Source organism: Aquibacillus rhizosphaerae (assembly GCF_030282825.1).
Lineage (GTDB): Bacteria > Bacillota > Bacilli > Bacillales > Amphibacillaceae > Aquibacillus_C > Aquibacillus_C rhizosphaerae.
This window is the reverse complement of the sequence record NZ_JASTZU010000058.1, coordinates 159,000-173,596: the sequence shown is the minus strand read 5'-3', so window position 1 is coordinate 173,596 and position 14,597 is coordinate 159,000. Positions and strand designations below refer to the sequence as shown.

The window sequence follows — 14,597 nt, the reverse complement described above, 5'->3', positions numbered from 1 at the left end:
TCACACCTTACCAATCAACAAAATGACTTTATGGGAAAGATTAAAAAAAGATAGGTTTCTATATGTGCTATTACTGCCTGGTATTATATATTTTGCATTATTTAAATATTTACCAATGTGGGGAACACTCATGGCCTTTAAGGATTATTCTCCGTTTTTAGGATTTTGGGCAAGTGACTGGGTTGGCCTAGAACACTTTAAAAACTTTTTTTCCAATCCTGATTTCTTTAGACTATTACGGAACACATTAATTTTAGCATTGTATGACATTGTATTCTTTTTTCCTGCACCAATCATTCTATCACTATTAATAAATGAAATTAGAATAACAATATACAAACGGTCGATTCAGACTTTTGTATATGTACCGCATTTCATGTCATGGGTAATTATTGCATCTATCTCTTACGTGTTCTTAACAACCAGTGGTGGAGTAATAAATGAAGTTGTTTCGTTTTTTACTGGAAAAGAGATTTCTTTCCTGTCTAGTCCGGAATGGTTCAGGCCAGTTATTATAGGTCAAGTTATTTGGAAAGAAACAGGCTGGGGAACGGTTATTTTCTTAGCTGCTCTTGCTAGTGTCAGTCCTGAGCAGTATGAAGCTGCAATTGTTGATGGTGCAGGAAGGTTCAGAAGGATGTGGCATGTTACTTTACCAGCTTTAAAGAGTACGATTATTATTCTACTTATACTAAGACTAGGGAACTTTCTCGATCAAGGGTTCCAACAGATATATCTAATGACAAACTCATTAAACCGTGAAGTAGCTGATGTCTTTGATACGTATGTGTACTTTATGGGTATTACGCAAGGCGCATTTAGTTATAGCGCAGCTGTTGGCTTATTTAAGGCAGTTGTAGGTATTATTTTGATTTATGGAACGAACTACTTTGCAAAGAAAATTGGCGAAGAAGGTTTATTTTAAAGTTTTGATCTTTTTGTGATATTCATTTTGTAAGAAACATATTTTACATCCACAGTAAACAAAAACAAATAACAATGACGAGGAGGTCGAAGTACGTTGCATAAAATGCATAATACTCCTGCTGGAAGAGTTTTTGACGTATTTAATCATTTATTTCTATTGTTGATAGCAATTGGAACTTTTATACCGTTTGTGTATGTGATTGCTGGCTCGTTTGCCACCGAAGCAGAGCTTGCTCGTAGGGCATTCTTTCTAATACCTGAAAATATTACGTTAGATGCGTATAAATATATTTTCTCCACGAATACATTTATTAGAAGTATTGGTGTATCAATATTTGTCACGATAGCAGGAACGATTGTTAGCTTAGCACTATCTTTAACAATGGCTTATCCTCTTTCCAGAAAAGGTCTGACTGGGAGGACACTTCTATTAAATTTAGTAATCTTTACGATGGTTTTTAATGGTGGGATGATACCGACTTATATGATTGTTAAAAGTTTGGGACTACTCGATTCCCTGTGGGCATTAATATTGCCTGTAGCGATTAACCCCTTTTATTTAATCATTATTAAAAGCTTTTTCCAAAATATGCCGGATGAGTTAGAAGAAGCAGCAAAAATTGATGGATGTTCTGAAATCGGGATATTTTGGAGAATTATCTTACCTTTATCTAAACCGGTTATTGCTACATTCACCTTGTTTTACGCGGTATTTTATTGGAATGATTTCTTCAATGCGCTGCTATATATTAGTGATAGTTCCAAATGGCCTGTCCAATTATTACTACAACAATTAGTCATGATAGCGAATGTTGACTTTGGAAACATGGATACGCTACTTTCTGAACCACCAGAAGAATCTCTAAAAATGGCTGTTATCGTAGTTGCTACGATTCCAATTCTAGTTTTCTACCCATTTTTACAAAAACACTTTGCTAAAGGAGTTTTGCTAGGGTCTGTAAAGGGTTAACTTTCATAAATTTAGTGGAAAGAAAGCTGTAGATGGTAGGATTGTTCTATATTCACGCTCCTATTATTAAAACAGAAAAATAAATAAACTTGTCTTCCATACACCAAAAAGAGCTGCGCTTTGTTATGATATATGTAACCGCTTTCTAAGGGTGAAAGCTTTAAAAATCATTATATAAATAATAAAGAAAATCGAAAAGCCTTTCGATCATAATTGAGGAGACAAGGTTGGTGAGATTTTGTTTGAAAAAATAAAATTACCGAATAAGAGTATGAAGAATGGTTGGAAAAGTCAATATTTTCGGAGTAACTTTATTCTCATATTACTAGTTGTTTCGATACCTGGGATTGTATCAGGAATAGGTCTGTATTGGTTTGGGGTAGGTCAAGTAGAAGAGGAGTTGACAGAATCTCATGAAAAACAAATTAAAGATAAAGCTGAAAATATTGATGATCAACTGGAATACCTAGAGGTTTCCTTATCTTATTGGGCATTTGATCCTCGATTTAATTATTCTTTAGTAGAATTAGATTTTATTAAGGAATTCCAAGAAACCCGGGATATTAGTAAAAAACTAATGATTATTCAGGGTAGTAATCCTTTAATTGAAAAAGTGGAACTTTACCTAAATACAGATAAACCTATTCTATTAAATCCTAATTATAGTCTTATAGAAGATCAGATGAAACAAGCGTTTTATCAATCCATTCTTACAAATAACAAAACGGTTAGTTGGAATAAATTTACGAATCAAGGCAATGAAGATAATTCCGAAAAATTAGCATTATCACACAATATACCAGGTGTTAGTCGACCACCGTTTGGGAGTATTATTATTACGATAGATAACACAAAATTAATTCAATTGATGGAGACGTTAATTCCATATAATGAAGGTGCTACTTTCTTGTTGAATGAAAATGAAGAAGTATTAATTTCATCGACGACGAATAAAAATGATGCATTTATTTCCCAAGTGAAAGAAATGACAATCAACCAAGAGGAAGCTACTGGCTCTTTTTCATTTGACTGGGAACAAGAAACATACTCAGTATCTTATGGGACGATGCATCGAATTAGAGACAATTGGACATATGTTTCCGTTGCACCAATTTCATCGATTACTTCTCCAATTGTGTTTATTTCAAAATTAATTTTGGTGATAAGTTTTTCCGGTCTTATTCTAGGTTTTATCATGTCATGGTTTGCATCAACAAGAATTTATACTCCGATAAGAAAGTTATTACATGTATTTGTTGAAGATGAACAAAGTTTACCTTTTCAAAATAATAAAGATGAATTTGAAATTATTAAAGAAAATTGGACCAAGGTGACAAATGAAAGTCAGAAGCTTCAAAAACAATTATCTGCTCAAATTCCACAATTAAAACAAAGTTTTCTATTACAGCTAAGAAAAGGCTATTTGTACAATTACTCAGAACTAGAGTTGCGCTCGAGGATGCAAAGTTATGGATGGCAACTTAATCATCAGCAGTTCTTATTGGTTGATGTTCAGTTAACGGGTGTTTTTGAATCTGAAAAAGTACTCAAGGACAATGATGAGAGTCTTGTTACCTTTACGCTTGAAAATATATTAGAGGAATATGCAAAAGATTATTTTGAGCAATTCACTGTCGTTAATTACCATGACCTATCCGTAGGATTACTTATTGTAACCCCGCAAGAATCAAAATTGAAAATGAGATTAAATCACTTTGCTGAGGGCGCTACTTCCATAATTAATAGAATCTTAGAATTGAAGGTAACGGTCACGATAAGTGAGTCTATTGACAAGGTCAAACAGATTCCTCATTTATTTGAAAAAGTGAGTTATGGAAAAAGGTATCGTACGTTTGAAAATAAAAACCAAATTATTAATTTAACCGAATGGAATGGTGAGGATAACGATCATAAATTTTTCTATCCCTTTGAGACAGAAAAGGAGATTATCCAAGCGATAAGAAGAGGGAAGGTATTAGAATCAGAACAGTTAATTCGTCAATTTATAAATGAATTGAAGGAAACAGATATCCATGAAATTAATATACAACCTGGAATTATTCAACTGTTTAGCATGATTCAACATGAGATAATTCATTCTGGTATCCATCCGAATGAATTGTTTGAAGGAAAGAATATGATAGAAGAGCTCTCGGATATAAGAGAATTAGAATGGATTGTTAAGTGGATGGTTGAAAAAGTAGTAACACCATACGTGGAGTTATTAGAAGGAAGAATGGATGTAGAGATGAAACGTCTGGTTGAACATGTCGTTGCTTACATTGACCAACATTATATGTTAGATACCTCTTTAGAAGAATGTGCTGAAATGGTCAATACAAATCCATACACATTAAGTAAATCATTTAAAAAAGTATTAAACATTAATTTTATTGATTATTTAACAAATGTACGAATTGATAAAGCGAAGGAATTGCTATTAAATACGAACATGAAAATTGCTGATATTTCTGAAAGTGTTGGATACCGGCACAGTTATTTTAATCGCATATTCAAAAAACAGGTTGGTGTTCCACCAAGTCAGTATCGGAAAATGGAATCATCCGGATGAAAAAAACATCATAAAATAGAATAGAGGAGTTGTTGATAATGACAAAAAAATATGTGTTAGTTGGGACAGGCGGAAGAGCTGAATTTTTCTATGGTGCCATCGTTCGAGACTTTAAAGAGACATGTGAGCTAGTTGCATTTTGTGATTTAAATCAAACAAGGATGAATTATGCGAATCATTTATTAGAAGAAAAATATCAACATTCAAAAATAGCTACGTATGCGTACGCAGATTTTGATGAAATGATTGCTACTGAGAAACCGGACACAGTTATCGTTACATCAGTTGATCGTACTCATCACACCTACATTATAAGGGCATTGGAATTAGGATGTGATGTTGTTACAGAAAAGCCGATGACGATAGATGCAGAAAAATGCCAATCTATCATTGATACAATTAATAAAACAGGTCGAGAAGTTCGGGTTGCTTTTAATTATCGATACGCGCCACATAATACGAAAATAAGAGAGTTAATAAAAAATGATGTAATCGGAACAGTCAATTCTGTCCATTTTGAATGGGCATTAGATACACAGCATGGAGCAGATTATTTCCGGCGCTGGCATAGAGACAAACGAAATAGTGGAGGGTTATTGGTTCATAAATCAACGCATCATTTTGATTTAGTGAATTTTTGGTTAGGAACAACCCCTGAAACTGTTTATGCTACAGGTGGTCTAAGATTCTATGGTAGAGAAAACGCGGAGTCAAGAGGGGTAACTAAATTTTATCAACGGGCACATGGAAGTGACCATGCTAAAAATGATCCTTTTGCGATACATTTGGATGAGAACGAGCATTTAAAGTCGATGTATTTAGATGCTGAGAAAGAAGATGGCTACCAGCGTGACCAAAGTGTATTTGGAGATGGAATAAGTATTGAAGACACATTGGGCGTTATGGTTACTTATAAAAACAAGGCTATTTTAAACTATTCGTTAAATGCCTATTTACCATGGGAAGGATACATTATTGCTTTTAATGGAACAAAAGGAAGAATCGAAGTCCGTATCCGAGAACAATCATATGTCAATTCAGGTGGAAATAAAGAGGATGAAGGTAAAGTTATGGAAAAATCAATAACGGTATTACCAATGTTCGGTAAGGCTTATGAGGTTAAGGTTTTGGAAGGAGAAGGTGGTCACGGTGGTGGAGATCCTGTCTTATTACAAGATTTATTTGGCACACCGACCAAGGATGAATTTAATCGAGCAGCAACACACGTAGATGGAGCGATGTCTATTCTTACCGGTATAGCAGGAAACCTTTCCATTCAAACGGGTCAGGCAATCAAAGTTGATGATTTAGTGAAGTTGTAAAAATAGTGTTAGTAAATAAGTATTTTAACAATACCGATCAAAGGTTGTGAATAAAATGACTCATTCATTACATCAACAGTTTCTTGAACCCTCAGAAGAATTTACACCTATTCCTTTCTGGTTTTGGAATGATCATCTCACTAAACAAGAGATAATTAGACAAATAGGGGACTTTTATGAAAAAGGTGTCACCGGGTTTGTCTTGCACCCAAGAATAGGGATTCCAAAAGAATTAGTCTATTTGTCAGATGACTATATGGAACTTGTTCATTTGGCCGTCAAAGAAGCTAAGCGGTTAGGGATGACAGTTATTTTATACGATGAGGCGATGTATCCATCAGGATCTGCCAATGGATTAGTTGTTAAAGGTAATCCTGAATATGCTAGTCGTGGATTGAAAATGGTTGAATACGCTTGTAAAAATACAAAAAAAATCAGCTTGAAACTGCCTCGAGAAGAGAAACTTGTATCCGTGCAAGCTGTAAAGAAAAAGTCTACATCAGAAATCGATTTAAATAAAAGTAAATTACTAGAGTATCACGGAGAAAATATTGAGTTTGTTGCTCCCGATAATGAAGATTGGTCGATAGTAGTATTCATTGAAACCTTTTCAGGTGGAACGATTCGTGGCATTCATTTTGGAGAAGATGATGGCGAAGATCATGCACCGACTTCAACAGATTTATTAAACCCGGAAGCGGTTAAGAAGTTTATCCAATTAACACACGATACTTATTATATAAAGCTGAAGGATTACTTTGGAGATACAGTTGTTGCGATGTTCACGGATGAACCCGATATATTAGGAAGAGGTGCCACCCCAGGTTTAAAACCATGGACAGGTGATTTTCTAACCTTTTACAAGCAGAATGGAAATGATGAAAGAGATTTACCTGCTTTGTGGCTAGAGGCAGGAGAGCAAACTGTTCACATCCGGAAAAAATACCGAAAGACAGTGAATCAAAAGCTAACAGAATCCTACTATAAACAAATTAGTTCTTGGTGTGCGAATCACCACATAGCACTGACAGGACATCCTGCAAAAAGTGATGATATTGGATTACTAGAACATTTCCAGATTCCTGGTCAAGATGTCGTTTGGCGCTGGGTGGCACCAGAGGAAGGTAAAGCTTTAGAAGGTGAGCATTCCACTGCTGGGAAATGCTCGAGTGACGCAGCCAGACATAGAGGAAGACGTAGAAATTTAAATGAATTTCTTGGAGTATGTGGAAAGGAAAGTGCATGGGCCTTAAGTCCGGGAGATATGAAATGGTATATGGATTGGCTCCTTGTACGAGGGGTGAATTTATTAAGCCCACACGCTTTTTATTATTCAATTGATGGCTCTCGCAGAAGCCACGAGCGACCACCAGATGTTGGTCCGAACAACCATTGGTGGCCTTACTATAAATTCTTTGCTCAGTACATGAAACGTTTAAGCTGGTTAATGACAGATAGCACAAACCAAGCTTCAGTTGCAGTACTATGCGACGAGGATCATCTGCCATGGAAAATAGTTAAACCTTTATACGAGAATCAAATTGAATTTAATTATTTAGAAACATCACTACTAAAAAGAGCTTGTAGCGTGCAAGATGATGAGATTTCGATAGTTAATCAAAGATATTCAGTTGTTGTTATCGAGGATTGCAAACAGTTAGATACTAATTTAATTGAGAAATTACAGACTTTTATCGATGGTGGAGGAGAAGTAATCATAAATTTAGCCTCAAATTCAGCGTCACCGGTCAAGGGAGCAAAAACGATAAATCATGAGGATGAAGTGGTAGAAGGTTTGCCAAAACATCTTAGCCAAGAGATTAATCTATTTCCAAAAAATACTTCCATCAGAGTTAGTAAGGTAATCAAAAGTGATTATACGTTTTATCTTTTCGTCAATGAAGGAGAAGAACAGTATGAAGGAACCTTTTCATGTCAGGAAAAAGGAAAAATAGAACGTTGGGATGCTTGGAGTGGAACAATTAAAGAAATTTCTTTGCAAAAGCAATCAGGTAATTTTATTGTCCCTTTGAAAATGGATAGGAGGTCATCAATTGTCTTCTGTGTGGACACAAGCGGAGAAGCGATGATAAATAATAATTTTCCCATCAAGATTCATAAAGAAGAGCTGAACTTAACTGAAAACTGGCATGTAAAAGCACAATCAACTACTATGGAAAACCCTGTTTTACAATCATGGTTGAATTGGAGAGGACTGGAGGATTATACAGGTACAGTTGTGTATGAAAATAATTTCAACATAGAAAGAGTAAAATCTATAAAAAAGTTGCACCTTGATCTTGGTGATGTTTATGAAATCGCTAACGTGTTTATCAACGGAAAACACGTAGCGGTAAACATGTGGGCACCATACCAAAGCGAAATAGGTGCTTCGTTTATACAGACTGGAATCAATCAATTGCGGATTGATGTAACGAACAGTATAGCCAACAAAATGGATGAAGTTAAGATGAAATCAGGTTTAATAGGTCCGGTAACACTTGAAATTGAGCGGTATATAGAGGAGTGAGGAAACTATCGATTACAAACTGTTTGAAGCGGTGGAGACCCTTTATGAAAATCCCATGGGGTGTATGGAAGATATCGAACATTGGAGATTAGAAGGAAGCGCAAAAATAGATTGTATGGATGATAGGATAATTTTACAAAATAAATTGGACCCAGATTTGTTTGGAGACGATGCCCATTGGGTATTTGGGTGTCCGGAAGAATTTCCGGACCGAATTATCATCGAATGGGACTTCTATCCAATGGAGGAGCCTGGTTTATGTATGATTTTCATGGCTGCATCTGGTCAGGGCGGTAAAGACCTATTTGATGAAAGCTTACCTAATCGAACCGGAAAATATCCAGAATATCATTCCGGTTCGATCGATGCCCTACATTTATCCTATTTTAGACATAAACATATCGATGAGCGCGCATTTCGAACATGTAACTTACGAAAAAGCTGTGGCTTTCATTTGGTTTCACAGGCAGCGGAGCCTCTACCTCCAGTCGAGGATGCAAGGCCTCCATATCATATGAAACTAATTAAATATGAAGGAATTGTTCAATTTACAATTAATCAACTGCCAATTCTGGAATGGATAGATGATGGTCTTACTTATGGGCCTATTTTACGAGGTGGCAAGATTGGTTTTAGGCAAATGGCACCAATGAAAGCAGCCTATAGAAATTTAATTGTACGGAAAGCACTGTTGAAAAAATGATTTTAACCGGATTTTAGTAAGAAGGGGGAGACTAGAAGATGTTTACTACTACAGGAGTATTTGGTGGGTTCTACCGATTCGGGGAAATCGTGCTTTTATTATTATATGTAAACGCGTTGTGGGTCGGTTTTACAGCTATGGGATTAGTTTTATTCGGTTTTGGTCCAAGTACGGTAGCTATGTTTACCGTATTTCGAGAGTGGTCAATGGGGAAAAGTGATGTTCCAGTATTCACTACATTTTGGAATACCTTTCGAAAAGAGTTTTTCAAAGCTAACGGATTAGGAATATTAATAATAGCTATAGCTTATATGCTATATATTAACTTTAATTATTTAGAGTTTCAGGGTGAATGGCTATCTTTTATTAGTCGTTATTTCCTGTTTGTGGCGACAATCATCTATGGGATTATGCTCATTTTTATATTTCCAGTGTATGTTCATTATGAGAATAAATTTTTTATACATTTTAGAAATGCAATTTTTATAGCAATTTACCAACCAATTCGTACTATTTATGCAATAGCAGCCTGTTTTACGATAAGCTACTTGTTTTATATATTTCCAGTACTGATTTTCTTACTAGGGGCAAGTTTAACAAGCTTTGTATTGATGTGGATTTCCTATCGAACCTTTCTAAGGATTGAGTACACACAAGAAAAACTGAAAGCAGAACAAATATAAGTAGAAGGGTTGTGAATTATCTTTTTTTCAATAAGGGTGTTCACCCTGTCTCCCCCTGATAGGGTGTTTTTCTCATGCTTGAAGATGTTAGTTTAACAATTTGTTAAGGAGGATTAGAAATGAATGACACCATTAAATTTTATTTAGCTTCCGATTCAACTGTACAAACCTACCAGAAAAGTGAGGCCCCACAAGCAGGATGGGGCCAATTTATTGCAAATTATCTAGATGACACTATTGAGGTATGTAATCATGCAATTGGTGGTAGAAGTACAAAGACATTTATTTCAGAAGGACACCTTCAAAAAATCCTCGACGAAATTGGAGAAGGGGATTATCTTTTCGTTCAAATGGGACATAATGATTCTACGAAAATTCGACCAGAACGATATACAGACCCTTATGATGATTACAAGAAGTACCTGAAACAGTATATAGAGGGAGCACGTAAAAATAGGGCCATTCCAATTCTGATTACACCAGTTGGAAGGCTTCATTATGTTAATGGCGAATTTCTTCGGGACTTTGGCGATTATTGTAATGCAATGAAGGAAGTTGCTGAAGAGGAGAGTGTATTGCTTATCGATTTAATGAAAAGCAGTATTGACTATTATTCTTCAATTGGTTATAAACAAGCATCAAACTTGTTTATGATTTCTATAAATGGTGAGGACTGTACACATTTCACAGAACAAGGAGCAAACGAAATTGCTAAACTTGTCTCCATAGAAATAAAAAATCTTCAGATAGGTGTTTCAAAATTAGTTAAATAATTAAAATTCATTATTATATCTTGCAGTTTTTCTAGCAAACTACTATTTTAAAAATCGTATTGCTTGTATGTGTAGTTTTACGAATGTATAATTCGATGCGTAAGTTATACAAAAACTATACAAGGAGTGTTCATTTATGAAAAAACTAGATTTAGTGGCATTAATTCTTCTAATTATTGGTGGATTAAACTGGTTGCTCGTAGGCTTATTTGAATGGGATCTTGTTGGTGGATTATTTGGTGGCATGGATAGTGTACTAGCGAAGATTGTATATATTTTAGTAGGACTAGCAGCCATTTATTGCATTCGTCTTCTACCTAAGTTGTCAAAATAAGGCTAGTATTTAAAAGTTTTATAGTAAAAAAGGGATGCAGCAATGCATTCCTTTTTTATTTTTCTGAAAAGTGAAGGTAACTATTCCACAAATGGAATTTAATGTTAAAATAATAGTAGATATAAAGAAGTGCGTTTGGTTTAGTTACTCTATTCGTAAGTCTAGTTCCATGGAGCTGGCTTTCCAATCATCTTTAAAAAAGAATGAAGGAACAATATACATATAAAGTCGGATTTTATAGATCTTACTTTCATATGAAAGTAAATCAAGAAAAATTTAAATTTCTAGTCGGACAAGGAGATCTTTCAATTATTTTATTAAGGAGTTTCAAAAATCAAAATTGGACGGTCTTAGAGAATATATTATGGCACTAGTTAGTATGCGTTGAAATAGCAGGAGAAAAGGATGATGAGCAATATTGGTCTACAGGTAGAGAGTGGTACGAATCCTTTAATTATTTAATTGAATATGGAGGTTAGGCGTGAAAAAGCTATTATACTTATTGTCTTTGTTGCTATTACTAGTTGGTTGTAATGTGGAAAATGAACACAAGAAAATATCCTATTCAAAGATAAATATGGATACCCCCGATAAAGAAGTTAAGGAATTTTTAGGTGAGAGTACAGATGAAAATGGCATATACCTATATCAGGATTCAGGAAAGCGATTATATGTATTTTTAAATAGCAAAATAGTAGAACAAGGAAACGAAGCAAGTTATTTTACAAGTTTTGATGTGAAATCAGAAGAAGACACACTTATTATTTATTTTGAACAAGATTTAACAGACGTTTATGTTAATAACGAACTAAATAATCAAGTCTTGTATGAAGTTCAGTTAAACAATGAATATGAATACATTAAACTTTTTGAAGATAATGAAGAAAAACAATTCAGTATTATTTCAGGAAGAAATATATAGAAAGTTATAGAAAGTTATAGAAAGTTATAGAAGAATAAAGGGGTTTTGTGGAGAGAGGGGAAGTTCCATGCGCTTTATTGTATTAATAATTAGCATTATACTTTTGCTTTTTATAATTAGCAAGGTCACTTCGGTTGAAAAAAGAAAAATTGTTTCAATGACAGACGAAGTATTTCAAAATTTTTATTTACTTTTATGGGGAATTGGGCTCATTTTTCTAATTTTATTTATTCCGTATCAAGTATGGAGGATAACAGGTAGTTCTTATGGTTGGGGTGGTGCATATATTTTTGGCTTTACCGTTATAGCAATAATCCTTTTAGTGTATTACAGTTATAGTAAGTTTAAATTAAAACGTGAATCAATCGGAAAAGAAAGAATAAATTGACTGTAGCAACCTTGTTTGAAAATCAGCCACAGTCTTTTGTTCTAGACTTAAAGCTTTGCTGAAAATATATATCATTCATTTCTATCACCAATAAGATCTAATAGGATTTCGATATGCAAAACCGCCCAGGCTTTTTCTCGAAAATGAACAATGACACTTATAGCAAGTGTGAACATATAAATAAAGCTAAAAAGGATCCAAAGTAAACTTCCTTCTTGAAAAAGAAACTCTTGTATTTGTTTTGAGAAGAGAAAGAGGAACCAAGGTACTGCGGTAACAAACAAGGGTATGATACCAGATCCACTTTTTTCCTTAATCATACGATAATAAATTAATTTCAATGTATAAGTATCAATGGAGTTGTAGAAGGTTCGAATGTCTTGAACTTCTTTCAATTCTCTTATATGTTTAATTGAGTTCTCTTTTTTTCGATTTCTATTTAGTTTTAAATAAAATTTATGAGCATCTCCACGAAACGACATTAAGATCCCCCAGTTTTAGTTAGATTCTTTTAACTTCCTTCATCATTAACCATAAGAACCATGCTTTCTGAAAGGCTGTTACTAGTTTGTTGAAGTTTGATGTGCTTTCTATAAAGTCCGTAGTATCGAATATTTAATGAAGTTTAAGTGTTATGATACCGTTTCGAAATAACACTTTCATAAATTAGCTTTCTCAAGTAAATAATTCTTTTCTGTGCAAGTACTTAATCTATCCAATACAATGATTGTTATTCAAATGATTCAATAGAAGTCTAATATTTTTGGAATCGTAACCTCATATTTGTTTTGTTGAGTATTTAATTCTTCTTTTGCAAGAATAGTGATTGTGAAAGCTATAATGTATGTTAATCTTGAAAAGTAAGTCAGAAATTTATTATTTTAATTCTGTCGTCACCTAGATTGAATAAGGTACTTATGAAATTAACTCAATTAATACTAAAATCGACTTTTAATAGTTAGCAGGGGATAAATAGATGATTGATCATAATCAAGAGACTATAAGCTATATTTACAATTACTCATATCCGAAAGACGAAACGTCATTATGTGCATTAGAGATGCGTGCGTTCTTTGGGTATGATTCAGAATCTGATATGATAGAAAGTGACTTGAAAATTGATCCGAGCAGAAGTCCTTTTATACGAGAAAGAATCGATGTTATATTCGATGGTAATACCTTAGAAGAAATAAAAAGATATGTTGAGGGTCTTCAATTATTGAATATGACGTTTAAAGTGGTGTTTGTTAATAATCCGAATGTTCATGAAATAGAAAAAGTAAGATTTACTGAGCGTCGTGAGATTGAACGCGACATTGGCTTATATATTCCTGGTGAACCTGACTTAATCAACCCTGATTTATTGTTTGCAATTATGCATGTTGGTGAACGATGGATATTTGGAAAACACAATGATAACGAAGCTATATGGTTGCATCATCAACAAAAACCAAATGGATATTCAACAGCATTAAGTACCCGTGTAGCTAGAGCAGTAGCTAACATCGCTGTTCCGAACCCTGATGGAATAAAGGCGATTGATCCGTGTTGTGGTATTGGAACAGTACTAGTTGAGGGATTGTCGATGGGAATCGATATTGTTGGAAGTGATATCAATCGGTTGATTATACCTAATGTAAAAGAAAATATAGCTCATTTTGGGCTTGCTGGTGATGTAAGTGTTAGGGATATTCGAGATATCACTGGAAATTATGATGTGGCAATTATTGATATGCCATACAATCTTTGTTCCGTACTCACCGTTGAAGAGCAACTAGAAATGCTTGAAAGCACACGCAACTTTGCAAAAAAAGTAATAATTGTGACAGTTGAGCAAATTGATACACTTATCCAAAACACAGGTTTTTCAATTGTTGATCGTGGTATTGCAAAAAAAGGGACTTTTGTGAGAGAGATAATTGTTTGTGAGTAAACGTGTAGTAATGGAGTAACGTCAGTAAATTAAATGATAAATGTTATACTTAGTGCAAATTCAGAATCCTAGAGGAGGTAAGAGTAATGAAATATTTCAAATCTCAAATGAAGAAGTTAGTGGAAGAGAATAGTGAATTGCAAAAACGATTAAAAGAGGTACAGAAAGAGCATGAACTTGAGCAAAGCTTTGCACTTAAAGCTTTGTATCATTCAGAAGTTGCTGATGGTGGAAAGTATCAGTCAGCATATCAGGCACTGGATACACCTAAATAAAGTTAATTCTTAGGATTTTCTATTCAAAGCTGATTAAATCAATAAAAGAAGTCCGTTTATTTTGAAAATAAACGGACTTCTTTTTTAACATCACAGGGGACCCAACCATTCCATATCCTCATGGTCACTTGTTTAAATAAGTAAACAGTAAATCCATAATATGGTTAAAACACTCCAAATTTTAACTTATCATTGATTGCAGTGCTTCTGACTGCCTAGGTGAAGTGTTACCTTGCAGGATATGTGTCAGTTTCGTGATTCGATA

The 14,597-nt window shown here is 34.3% G+C and carries 14 protein-coding genes; 13 read left to right on the top strand and 1 reads right to left on the bottom strand.

Annotated elements, in window-relative coordinates; genetic code table 11:
- Positions 1–22: 22 nt before the first annotated feature.
- The 11 genes from QQS35_RS17875 to QQS35_RS17825 all read left to right on the top strand — a co-directional run bounded on the left by QQS35_RS17875 (position 23) and on the right by QQS35_RS17825 (position 12,124).
- Entirely contained in the window at positions 23–925 is a 903-nt protein-coding gene (locus tag QQS35_RS17875) for an ABC transporter permease (RefSeq protein ID WP_285933811.1), read from the top strand.
- Positions 926–1,030: 105 nt separating this feature from the next.
- Complete coding sequence (locus QQS35_RS17870) at positions 1,031–1,897, top strand: carbohydrate ABC transporter permease (RefSeq protein ID WP_285933810.1); 867 nt, start codon at positions 1,031–1,033, stop codon at positions 1,895–1,897.
- Between the two features lie 238 nt (positions 1,898–2,135).
- Positions 2,136–4,469, top strand: coding sequence for an AraC family transcriptional regulator (locus tag QQS35_RS17865; RefSeq protein WP_285933590.1), 2,334 nt, complete (start codon positions 2,136–2,138; stop codon positions 4,467–4,469).
- 38 nt (positions 4,470–4,507) lie between these two features.
- Positions 4,508–5,791: a Gfo/Idh/MocA family oxidoreductase gene (locus QQS35_RS17860; protein ID WP_285933589.1), complete on the top strand. Its 1,284-nt coding sequence runs from the start codon at positions 4,508–4,510 to the stop codon at positions 5,789–5,791.
- A 55-nt stretch (positions 5,792–5,846) separates the two neighbouring features.
- Positions 5,847–8,321, top strand: coding sequence for a glycosyl hydrolase (locus QQS35_RS17855; protein ID WP_285933588.1), 2,475 nt, complete (start codon positions 5,847–5,849; stop codon positions 8,319–8,321).
- 19 nt (positions 8,322–8,340) lie between these two features.
- Entirely contained in the window at positions 8,341–9,024 is a 684-nt protein-coding gene (locus QQS35_RS17850; RefSeq protein ID WP_285933809.1) for a DUF1961 family protein, read from the top strand.
- A gap of 38 nt (positions 9,025–9,062) precedes the next feature.
- Entirely contained in the window at positions 9,063–9,707 is a 645-nt protein-coding gene (locus QQS35_RS17845) for a YesL family protein (RefSeq protein WP_285933587.1), read from the top strand.
- A 119-nt stretch (positions 9,708–9,826) separates the two neighbouring features.
- A complete protein-coding gene (locus QQS35_RS17840; protein WP_285933586.1) occupies positions 9,827–10,480 on the top strand; it encodes a rhamnogalacturonan acetylesterase in 654 nt (217 codons plus the stop codon).
- Between the two features lie 136 nt (positions 10,481–10,616).
- Complete coding sequence (locus QQS35_RS17835; RefSeq protein ID WP_285933585.1) at positions 10,617–10,814, top strand: DUF378 domain-containing protein; 198 nt, start codon at positions 10,617–10,619, stop codon at positions 10,812–10,814.
- A gap of 481 nt (positions 10,815–11,295) precedes the next feature.
- Positions 11,296–11,736 (top strand): hypothetical protein, encoded by a 441-nt coding sequence (locus QQS35_RS17830; RefSeq protein ID WP_285933584.1) that lies wholly within the window; start codon positions 11,296–11,298, stop codon positions 11,734–11,736.
- A gap of 67 nt (positions 11,737–11,803) precedes the next feature.
- Positions 11,804–12,124 (top strand): hypothetical protein, encoded by a 321-nt coding sequence (locus QQS35_RS17825; RefSeq protein ID WP_285933583.1) that lies wholly within the window; start codon positions 11,804–11,806, stop codon positions 12,122–12,124.
- Between the two features lie 71 nt (positions 12,125–12,195).
- On the opposite strand, the gene QQS35_RS17820 is transcribed toward QQS35_RS17825, so the two are convergent.
- Positions 12,196–12,606 carry a hypothetical protein gene (locus QQS35_RS17820; RefSeq protein ID WP_285933582.1) on the bottom strand — a complete coding sequence of 137 codons (411 nt, stop codon included), beginning with the start codon at positions 12,604–12,606 and terminating at the stop codon, positions 12,196–12,198.
- Positions 12,607–13,100: 494 nt separating this feature from the next.
- On the opposite strand from QQS35_RS17820, the gene QQS35_RS17815 reads away from it, so the two are divergent.
- Both QQS35_RS17815 and QQS35_RS17810 read left to right on the top strand, forming a co-directional pair.
- A complete protein-coding gene (locus tag QQS35_RS17815; protein WP_285933581.1) occupies positions 13,101–14,057 on the top strand; it encodes a TRM11 family SAM-dependent methyltransferase in 957 nt (318 codons plus the stop codon).
- 86 nt (positions 14,058–14,143) lie between these two features.
- Positions 14,144–14,332, top strand: coding sequence for a hypothetical protein (locus tag QQS35_RS17810; protein ID WP_285933579.1), 189 nt, complete (start codon positions 14,144–14,146; stop codon positions 14,330–14,332).
- The last annotated feature ends 265 nt before the right edge of the window (positions 14,333–14,597 follow it).

What these genes read in the sequence shown, in the direction of transcription:
- QQS35_RS17875 (WP_285933811.1), top strand. Translation starts at nt 23, where the DNA reads ATGACTTTATGGGAAAGATTAAAAAAAGATAGGTTTCTATATGTGCTA.
- QQS35_RS17870 (WP_285933810.1), top strand. Translation starts at nt 1,031, where the DNA reads ATGCATAATACTCCTGCTGGAAGAGTTTTTGACGTATTTAATCATTTA.
- QQS35_RS17860 (WP_285933589.1), top strand. Translation starts at nt 4,508, where the DNA reads ATGACAAAAAAATATGTGTTAGTTGGGACAGGCGGAAGAGCTGAATTT.
- QQS35_RS17855 (WP_285933588.1), top strand. Translation starts at nt 5,847, where the DNA reads ATGACTCATTCATTACATCAACAGTTTCTTGAACCCTCAGAAGAATTT.
- QQS35_RS17845 (WP_285933587.1), top strand. Translation starts at nt 9,063, where the DNA reads ATGTTTACTACTACAGGAGTATTTGGTGGGTTCTACCGATTCGGGGAA.
- QQS35_RS17840 (WP_285933586.1), top strand. Translation starts at nt 9,827, where the DNA reads ATGAATGACACCATTAAATTTTATTTAGCTTCCGATTCAACTGTACAA.
- QQS35_RS17835 (WP_285933585.1), top strand. Translation starts at nt 10,617, where the DNA reads ATGAAAAAACTAGATTTAGTGGCATTAATTCTTCTAATTATTGGTGGA.
- QQS35_RS17825 (WP_285933583.1), top strand. Translation starts at nt 11,804, where the DNA reads ATGCGCTTTATTGTATTAATAATTAGCATTATACTTTTGCTTTTTATA.
- QQS35_RS17820 (WP_285933582.1), bottom strand. Translation starts at nt 12,606, where the DNA reads ATGTCGTTTCGTGGAGATGCTCATAAATTTTATTTAAAACTAAATAGA.
- QQS35_RS17815 (WP_285933581.1), top strand. Translation starts at nt 13,101, where the DNA reads ATGATTGATCATAATCAAGAGACTATAAGCTATATTTACAATTACTCA.
- QQS35_RS17810 (WP_285933579.1), top strand. Translation starts at nt 14,144, where the DNA reads ATGAAATATTTCAAATCTCAAATGAAGAAGTTAGTGGAAGAGAATAGT.